This is a genomic window from Streptomyces sp. (assembly GCF_031181705.1).
Taxonomy (GTDB): domain Bacteria; phylum Actinomycetota; class Actinomycetes; order Streptomycetales; family Streptomycetaceae; genus Streptomyces.
Genome location: NZ_JAPSKN010000186.1, coordinates 1 through 8563 on the forward strand (window position 1 = coordinate 1; position 8563 = coordinate 8563).

Genomic DNA, 8563 nt, shown 5'->3' on the forward strand with positions numbered 1-8563 from the left:
GTGACGTCGTACGACTCCACCTCGCGCTGCACCGCCGCCGCCGTGCGCACCGTCTGGCCGCCGCCCGTCGCCGTCACGTACGACGAGTACGCGCCGTCGAGCGTGCCGCCCAGCTTGGTGTTGACGGTGAAGGGGACGGAGGCCTTGCCGCCCGCCGGGACCGTCACCGAGGTGGCGCCGAGCTTGAAGAAGCCGGCCGGGGCGGCCTGGCCCTTCGGGTTGGTGGCGGTCGACGCCAGTTTCAGCGTGACGTCCTCGGTACCGAGGTTGCGGTACGTCAGCTGCTTGGTGACCGGCTTGTCGTCGGTGTGCGGCCACTGCTGGATGCCGAAGCTCACCGACACCGGCTCGGCGACGACGGTCTGCTTGATGGCCTTGTCGACCTGGATGCGGCCCGAACCCTGCTGGAACGGCGTGTACTTGCCGCCCTTGGTGGAGCCGGTGAGGGCGCCCTTCAGCTCGGGGTACTTCCACTCGGGGTGCTGCTGCTTCAGGATCGCCGCCGCGCCCGCCACGTGCGGGGTCGCCATCGACGTGCCGGAGATGGTCATGTAGCCGGCCGGCTTCTCGCCGACCTCCTGGGCTATCAGGTTGCCCGGGGCGGAGGCCGCGGTGATGTCCACGCCGGGCGCGGTCACGTCGGGCTTGAGGGCGCCGTCCATGCCGGGGCCGCGGCTGGAGAAGTCCGCCAGCACGTCCTTGTCGTCGACCGCGCCGACGGTCAGGGCCGCGGCGGCGCTGCCCGGGGAGCCGACGGTCTGCTCGCCGAAGTCGCCCTCGTTGCCGGCGGCGATCGCGAACAGGACGCCCTTCTCCTCGGAGAGCTTGTTCACCACCGCTTCCATCGGGTCGATCGCAGGCGTGTCCAGGCCGCCCAGGCTCATGTTGATGACGTCGGCGCCCTGCGCGGCGGCCCACTCCATGCCGGCGACGATCTCGGAGTCGCTGCCGAATCCGGCGTCGTCGAGCACCTTGCCGTTGAGGATCTTCGCGCCGGGCGCGACACCCTTGTACTTGCCGCCGGACTTCGCGCCGGTGCCGGCCGCGATGGCGGCGACGTGCGTGCCGTGGCCGACCTTGTCGGTGGTGTCGGGCGCGGTGGAGAAGTTCTTGGCGTCGACGACCTGGCCCTTGAGGTCGGCGTGCGTGCCGTCGACACCGGTGTCCAGGACGGCGATCTTGACGCCCTTGCCGTCGTAGCCGGCCGACCACGCCTTGGGGGCGCCGATCTGCGGGACGGACTTGTCGAGGCTGGCCTTGCGGACGCCGTCGAGCCAGACGTGCGCGATGCCCGAGGCGGTCCGGTCGCCGTTGGTGACGGCGTCCCACAGCTCGGGGGTGTCCGCCTGCGGCGTCTGGACCGCGTCGGCGTTCAGGGTCTTCAGCGTGTGGCTCAGGGTGCCCGCGTCACGGACGTCGGCCTTGGTGGCCGCGGCGCTGCCCTGGTAGCCGACGATGACCTTCAGGCCCTTCTTCTGGGCCTTGCGGGTCGCGGACTTGTTGAGCTCGGTGACGTCGAAGAGACGCTGGTCGAGCTTGCCGGTGGCGACGAGGCGGGCCGCGTCGGCCGGGATCACGAGGGTGTGACCGTCGACCTTGCGGACCTGGACGGGTATGTCCTCACGGCCCTTGGCCCGCTCCAGGCCGACCACGCGGCCCTTGGCGTCCAGGGAGACCCGGTCGCCGGTGATCAGCGTGATGTGGTGCTTGGCGGTGAGCGAGGCCGGCTTGGCGGCCGCGCCCGTCCGCTCGCCGTCGGCCGACGCCGGGCTGGTCATGCCCGCCGCGAGGGCCACGGCTGCCGCTGTGGCGACCGTGGCCGCGCACGCCCTTTTCACTTGTCTGCGCAAGTTTCCCCCTTGCAGAAGTACCGGGCGAATTCCCCGTTCACCCGGCCGGGGGTGGTCTCGTACGCATGCGCGTCACCCCCCGGAATACGCAGTATGCCGACGGGTGATCAGGCACTCAATAGATGAGAGGAGAGTAAGAATTCCGTCGGCTGACTGTTACACGGCCGCCGGAACTCCGTTACAGGGACGTCGTGTTACGCACGCGTGTTCTCCTTGACGGTGATTCGGCCCTCGCGGATCGTCGCCAGGCGCGGGGCCTTCTTCGCGAGGGCGGAGTCGTGGGTCACCATGATGAAGGTGAGCCCGAGCTCCTTCCACATGCGTTCGAGTACGTCCATGATCTCGTCGCGCATCGACTCGTCGAGGTTGCCGGTGGGTTCGTCGGCGAGCAGCACCTTCGGCTGTTTCACCAGGGCCCGGGCGATGGCCACGCGCTGCTGCTGACCGCCGGACATCTCCCCGGGCAGATGCGCGAGGCGTTCTCCGAGACCGACCGACTTCAGTGCCTCGGCGGCCTGTTCGCGGCGTTGTCTCGGCTTGACGCCGAGCGGGACGAGGGCGGTTTCGACGTTTTCCTGCGCGGTGAGCGTCGGGATCAGGTTGAAGGACTGGAAGACAAAACCGATGTTCTCGCTCCGCACGCGGGTGAGTCTGGCCTCCGGCAGGGCGGCGAGATCGATGCCGTCGAGGACGATCCGGCCGGAGGTGGGGCGGTCCAGGCCGCCGAGCATTTGCAGCAGAGTGGATTTGCCGCCGCCGGTGGGGCCCTGGATGACCAGGCGGTCGCCGTCGGGGACGGTGAGGTCGATGCCGTCGAGGGCGTGGACGGTTTCCCGGGAACGGGTGTAGTGCTTGGTGACGGCGCTCAGTTCGTACATGGAGACTCCTGGTTCGGGCTTCGTGCTTCGGGTGCGGGCGTGCGGGCGTCACTCGACTCGGCGCAGAGCGTCGGCGGGTCGCAGCCGAGACGCCCGCCAGCCTCCGAACGCGCCGGCGATCAGGCCGCCCGTCACGGCCAGGGCCACCGCGAGGGCGATGGTCGTCAGGCTGACGGGTGCGGTGAGGGCGACGTCGAGGGTCTGCCGCGCCCCCGGCCCGCCCGGCGCGGCCCGCAAGCCCCCGAAGCCGCCCCCGGCACCACCGCCCCCGCCCAACTGCGCCTGCAGCGTGGGACTCACGGCCGTCACCGCGTACGCGCCCGCCAGCCCCAGCGCGATGCCGAGCGCCCCGCCGACCAGGCCGTTGACGATCGCCTCGCCGACCACCTGCCCGGTCACCCGGCCCGACTTCCAGCCCAGCGCCTTGAGCGTGCCGAACTCGCGGACCCGGCGGGAGACCGCCGAGGACGTCAGCAGGCCCGCCACCAGGAACGCGGCCACGAGCACCACGATCGACAGCCACCTGCCCACGCTCGTGGCGAGGGAGGAGGCCGTGGACAGGGAGCCGGAGACGGTGTCGGCGAGGTCGGCCGAGGTGGTGACGGTCGTGCCGGGGACGTTCTTGCGGATCTCCGACTTGACGCTGTCGATCCGCTGCGAGTCGGTGGCCTTCACGTAGACCGTGGTGACCTTGTCCTTGGCGCCGGCCAGCGTCTGCGCCTGCCGCAGCGGGATGTAGAGGTTGGCGGCGGCGTCCCCGCTGTCGGCCGTGGCGATGCCGACGACCTCGAACTTCGTGTTCCTGATGGTGACCGTGGATCCGGTCCTGAGTTTCTTCTCCTTGGCGTACGACGCGTCGGCCACGGCGACCTCGGCGTCGGTCTCGCTCGTCTTGAAGGTGCGGCCGCTGGTGATCCGGGAGGAGGTGAGCGGGCCGAGGGCCGGTTCGGTGACGTCGGTGCCGTAGACGGAGTAGCTGTTGACGTCGAAGTCGGCGCCGCCGCCCTGGATCCGGTCCTGCGGCGAGGGCTGCACCCCACCCGGGCCGCCGCCCTGACTGCTGCCCTGGTCACCGTCTTGGCCGCCGTTGCCGTCCTGCTGGACGCGGCCGCGGGTGAACTCGCCACTGACCTTGACGACCTGCAGGCTCAGCCCGCCCACCGCGTCCGCGACCCCGTCCTGCGCGGCCACCTCGCCCACGGTCGAACTCGCCAGCGTCTGGAAGCCCTGCACCATGACGCGGTCGCTGCTCTGCTCGCCGCCCGAGCCGTCGTCCTGCGCGTCGAAGCGGAAGCGGGGCCGCTCGGTGCCGGTGCCCGACGGTGCCGCGGCCTTGGTGACGGTCATGTCCGTGCCCAGCCCGTAGAGCGACTGGAGAACCTTGCCCTGCGCCGTGCTCATGCCGGCGGAGACGGAGGTGACGACGATGACCAGCGCGATGCCCAGCGCGAGTCCGGAGGCGACGACGAGGGCCGCCTTCCCGCGGCGGCGCAACTCGCGCCGCAGATAGGTGAAGAACATGGCGGCAAGCTAGGGACGGTCCGTGATGACTGCTTGAGCCGCGCATAAGAGCGGGATGAGAAGGGGCCGGAAAAGCCCGAAGCGGCCGGGGAAAGCCCGAGGCGGCCGGGAAGAAAAGCAAGCCGCCGCCCGCCCCGGGGCGGGGGCGGGCGGCGGCTTCCGCGCGGGCGGTGCCGAAGGACCGTCAGACGGCCGAGCCGGCCTTCCAGTCGGCCCAGTTCATGTTCCAGCCGTTGAGGCCGTTGTCCGGCGCGATGGTCTTGTCGCCGGTGTTCTCGACGACGACCACGTCACCGAGGATCGAGTTGTTGAAGAACCAGGCGCCCGGCGTGTTCGGGTCGTCCGCGCCCTTGGCGTCCTGGAGACCGACGCAGCCGTGGCTCGTGTTCGCGTTGCCGAAGATGGACTTCGCGCCCCAGTAGTTGCCGTGGATGAACGTGCCGGAGCTGGAGAGGCGGATGGCGTGCGGCACGTCCTTGATGTCGTACTCGCCCTTGCCGTCGTCGTCCGTGAAGCCCACGGTCGCGCCGTTCATGCGCGTCTCCTTGAACTTCTCGGACATCACCATGACGCCCTCGTAGGTCTTGTTCTCCGGCGAGCCCGCGGAGATCGGGATCGTCCGGACGACCTTGCCGTCCCGCGTGACCTTCATCTGCTTGGTCTTCGCGTCGACGTAGGAGATCTGGTTGCGGCCGATCTTGAAGGTGACCGTCTTCTGCTGGACGCCGTAGACGCCCTCGGCGCCCTCGACACCGTCGAGCGCGAGCTTCAGCGTGACGGTGGAGCCTTCCTTCCAGTAGTCCTCGGGCCGGCAGTCCATGCGGTTGGCGTTGAACCAGTGGCAGGCGACCTCCTGGCCGCTGGTCGTGCTGACCGTGATGCCCTTCTGGACCGCGGCCTTGTTGGTGATCGCCTTGTCGAAGTTGATCGAGACCGGCATGCCGACGCCGACGGTGGTGCCGTCGTCCGGCGTGAAGTTGCCGATGAAGCTGTTGGCCGGGGAGACCGTGGTGAACGAGGCGTTCTCGTGGGCGACGCGTCCGTCGGCGTCCTTCGCCTCGGCCGCCAGCCTGTAGGTGGTGGAGCGCTCCAGCTGCGTGCTGGGCTTCCAGCTCTTCCTGTCGGCGGATATCTGGCCGCTGACCTCGGTGCCGTCGGTCGTCGTCATCTTGACGTCCGTGAGCGTGCCCTTGCTCACGGTGACGGTGGCCGAGTTGTTGATCGAAGCGTTGTTCGAGCCGTCCTTGGGTGTGATCTTGATCTGGGCCTCGGAGGTCTTCTCGGCCGCGGCCTCGTCGACCTTCGACTGGGAGCTGTCACCGCCGTCGCTGCCGGAGGCGCTGTCGTCGCCGCCGGAACAGGCCGAGAGCATCAGCACTCCGCCGAGCAGTGCGGACGCGACCGTCAGGCCCTTGCGCCGCTTACTGACCGTCATCACACGCTTCTCCATCGTTGCCGATTTCCCCAAAACCCCGTGGCCCCCGTCACCAACCAAGTGCCCCCGCCGGGGCTCGTGAGTCCCCGTCGAGAACTTTCAACGCTACGACCGGTTCGCCCGGTTCCCCAGGTGGCGCAGGTGTGGGGATCACCACGTCCGTGACGGACGGTGCCGGGCGTTGAGGGTGCGGTCGCGCGCCGCCTGAGACGCGAGGACCCCGGGCGGCGGTTGCCGCCCGGGGTCACGCGGTTCCGGGCGGTCAGCCGTCGCTGTCGTCGTCGCCATCATCCTCGTCGAGGTCCCAGTCCGGCGAATCGGGGTCGTAGTCGGTCCGCTCGCTGCTCCAGGAGGCCTGCTGGAGCTCGATCCCCGGCACCTCGCTGACCAGGTCGAACGGGTCGACGAGATAGGCGAGGGCCTCCGCGGTGTCTTCCGTCACAGCGTCCTCGGCGTGGGCCCGCTCCGCCGCGGGCATCCCGGCGTCGCCGGCGATCCGGCCGAGTGCGGCCTTGGTGATCGCGGCGGGGTCCTCGACTGCGAGAACGAGCTCCACTCGAAGCCGGACAAATCGTGATGTCTCTGGAGTGCTCATGGCGGGAGCGTACGGCCAAGGCCTCCCGTGACTTTCCCGTGACCCGCGCCTTTCACTAACATCGCCCCACACGGCCAATTCGCCGACGTCACAAGGGGATCGATATTCCGTGTCATCCGCTCGCCGTCCGTTGCTGACCACCACCGCAGCGGCGACCCTGCTGGGCGCCCTGTGGTTCGTCCCGTCCGCCAACGCGACGTCGGACTCCCCGGCGAGAGACGCGGTCTCGGCGAGCCCGTCACCGCAGGTCACGGAGCAGGCCCGGATCGCGGCCACGACCGCGGACGCCTCCGTCCCGGGGACCCGTCTCGCGGACACCGGCAGTTTCGACAGCACGCCGTACGTGATCGGCGGGACCTTCTGCCTCACGCTGGGCGCCGGGTTCGTCGTGTACTCGGTCCGCCGGGAACGCCTCGGTCTCTGACCGCACTTGGGCTCCGGCGGGGGACGGCGAAGGGGCCCGCCGGACGGCAGGGCCCCTCCTGTCGCGCGGCCCGTCCTACCGGAGCGGCCCGGTGACCGCCTCCACCGCCGCGAGCAGCCGCCCGTCGCGCACGAACGCGTCCGCCGCGGCCAGGTCGGGCGCCAGGTACCGGTCGGGGCCGGGACCCCGCACCCCGGCCTCCCGTACGGCGTCGATGACCGCCTGCGTCGCGGGCGCCGGGGTCAGCCCCTCGCGCAGCTCGATCGCGCGGGTGGCGGCGTACAGCTCGATGGCGAGGACCCGGGTGAGGTTGTCCACGGACGTGCGCAGCTTGCGCGCCGCCGACCAGCCCATGGAGACGTGGTCCTCCTGCATGGCGGAGGACGGGATCGAGTCGGCGGACGCCGGTACGGCGAGCCGCTTCAGCTCGCTCACCAGCGCGGCCTGCGTGTACTGAGCGATCATCAGGCCCGAGTCCACACCGGCGTCGTCGGCGAGGAACGGTGGCAGGCCGTGGCTGCGGTTCTTGTCGAGCAGCCGGTCGGTGCGCCGCTCGGCGATGGAGCCGAGGTCGGCGGCGGCGATGGCGAGGAAGTCCAGCACGTAGGCGACCGGCGCCCCGTGGAAGTTGCCGTTGGACTCCACGCGCCCGTCGGGCAGCACGACGGGGTTGTCGACGGCGGCGGCCAGCTCCCGGTCGGCCACCAGCCGGGCGTGGGCGACGGTGTCCCGTCCGGCACCGGCGACCTGCGGGGCGCAGCGCACCGAGTAGGCGTCCTGGACGCGCGGGGCGTCGTCCTGGTGATGCCCGGTCAGGCCCGAGCCCTTCAGCACGGCCAGCATGTTGGCGGCGCTGGCGGCCTGGCCCGGGTGCGGCCGGATGGCGTGCAGCTCGGGGGCGAGGACCTTGTCCGTGCCGAGCAGGGCCTCCAGGGACAGGGCGGCCGTGACGTCGGCGGACCGGTAGAGGGTCTCCAGGTCGGCCAGGGCCATGACCAGCATGCCGAGCATGCCGTCGGTGCCGTTGAGGAGGGCGAGGCCCTCCTTCTCGCGCAGTTCGACCGGCTGGATGCCGTGCGCGGCGAGCAGTTCGGCGGCCGGGCGTACGGAGCCGTCGGGGCCCTCGGCGTCCCCCTCGCCCATCAGCGCGAGCGCGCAGTGGGACAGCGGGGCGAGGTCGCCGGAGCAGCCGAGGGAGCCGTACTCGTGCACGACCGGGGTGATCCCGGCGTTGAGCAGGTCGGCCATGGTCTGCGCGACCTCGGGGCGCACGCCGGTGCGCCCGGAGCAGACGGTCTTCAGCCGCAGGAACATCAGGGCGCGCACGACCTCGCGCTCGACCCGGGGGCCCATGCCGGCGGCGTGCGAGCGGACGATGTTGCGCTGGAGCTGGGCGCGCAGCTCGGGGCTGATGTGCCGGGTCGCCAGGGCGCCGAAGCCGGTGCTCACGCCGTACACGGGGTCCGGCTTGGCCGCCAGCGCGTCCACGATCTCGCGGGCCGCGGCGAGGGCGGCCACGGCCTCCTCGGAGAGCTCGACGCGGGCGCCGCCGCGCGCCACGGCGAGCACGTCGGACGCGGTCGCCCCGGACGTCCCCACCACCACAGTGTGCATATCCATATTCAGGAGCGTACGCAGTGAATTCGATGATGTCACCACTGGGGACGGGGTTCGCCCCTTACCGAATTCGTCACACCGGCGGGGTCGGCGGCGTCGGCGGGACTGAGGGCCCGGGGCCGCGGGGCCCGGAGCCGCGGAGGCCGGGGCCGCCGCGGGGGCCGGGGCCGGGGCCGGGGCCGCCCGGAGGGGACACTGGGGGGACCACGGGGCGCGGGGACCGCCCGAGCCGGTCGGGGCCGC

7 protein-coding genes are annotated in these 8563 nt (G+C 71.1%); 1 reads left to right on the forward strand and 6 read right to left on the reverse strand.

Going from position 1 to position 8563, the window contains the following annotated elements:
• The 5 genes from RIN80_RS24715 to RIN80_RS24735 form a co-directional block, all read right to left on the reverse strand.
• Positions 1–1838, reverse strand: a 1838-nt coding sequence (locus tag RIN80_RS24715; RefSeq protein ID WP_309097860.1) for a S8 family serine peptidase, incomplete at its 3' end; no start/stop codon positions are given.
• Between the two features lie 206 nt (positions 1839–2044).
• Positions 2045–2728, reverse strand: a complete 684-nt coding sequence (locus tag RIN80_RS24720; RefSeq protein ID WP_309097855.1) for an ABC transporter ATP-binding protein — start codon at positions 2726–2728, stop codon at positions 2045–2047.
• Between the two features lie 48 nt (positions 2729–2776).
• Positions 2777–4249: an ABC transporter permease gene (locus RIN80_RS24725; RefSeq protein WP_309097856.1), complete on the reverse strand. Its 1473-nt coding sequence runs from the start codon at positions 4247–4249 to the stop codon at positions 2777–2779.
• A gap of 184 nt (positions 4250–4433) precedes the next feature.
• On the reverse strand, positions 4434–5699 hold the full coding sequence (locus tag RIN80_RS24730; protein WP_375141804.1) for an Ig-like domain-containing protein: 1266 nt from the start codon (positions 5697–5699) through the stop codon (positions 4434–4436).
• A 247-nt stretch (positions 5700–5946) separates the two neighbouring features.
• Complete coding sequence (locus RIN80_RS24735) at positions 5947–6279, reverse strand: hypothetical protein (protein WP_309097858.1); 333 nt, start codon at positions 6277–6279, stop codon at positions 5947–5949.
• 109 nt (positions 6280–6388) lie between these two features.
• Here RIN80_RS24735 and RIN80_RS24740 point away from each other — a divergent pair, with 109 nt between their 5' ends.
• A complete protein-coding gene (locus RIN80_RS24740) occupies positions 6389–6703 on the forward strand; it encodes a hypothetical protein (RefSeq protein WP_309097859.1) in 315 nt (104 codons plus the stop codon).
• A gap of 75 nt (positions 6704–6778) precedes the next feature.
• On the opposite strand, the gene hutH is transcribed toward RIN80_RS24740, so the two are convergent.
• A complete protein-coding gene (hutH, locus tag RIN80_RS24745) occupies positions 6779–8317 on the reverse strand; it encodes a histidine ammonia-lyase (RefSeq protein ID WP_309097861.1) in 1539 nt (512 codons plus the stop codon).
• Positions 8318–8563: the final 246 nt, after the last annotated feature.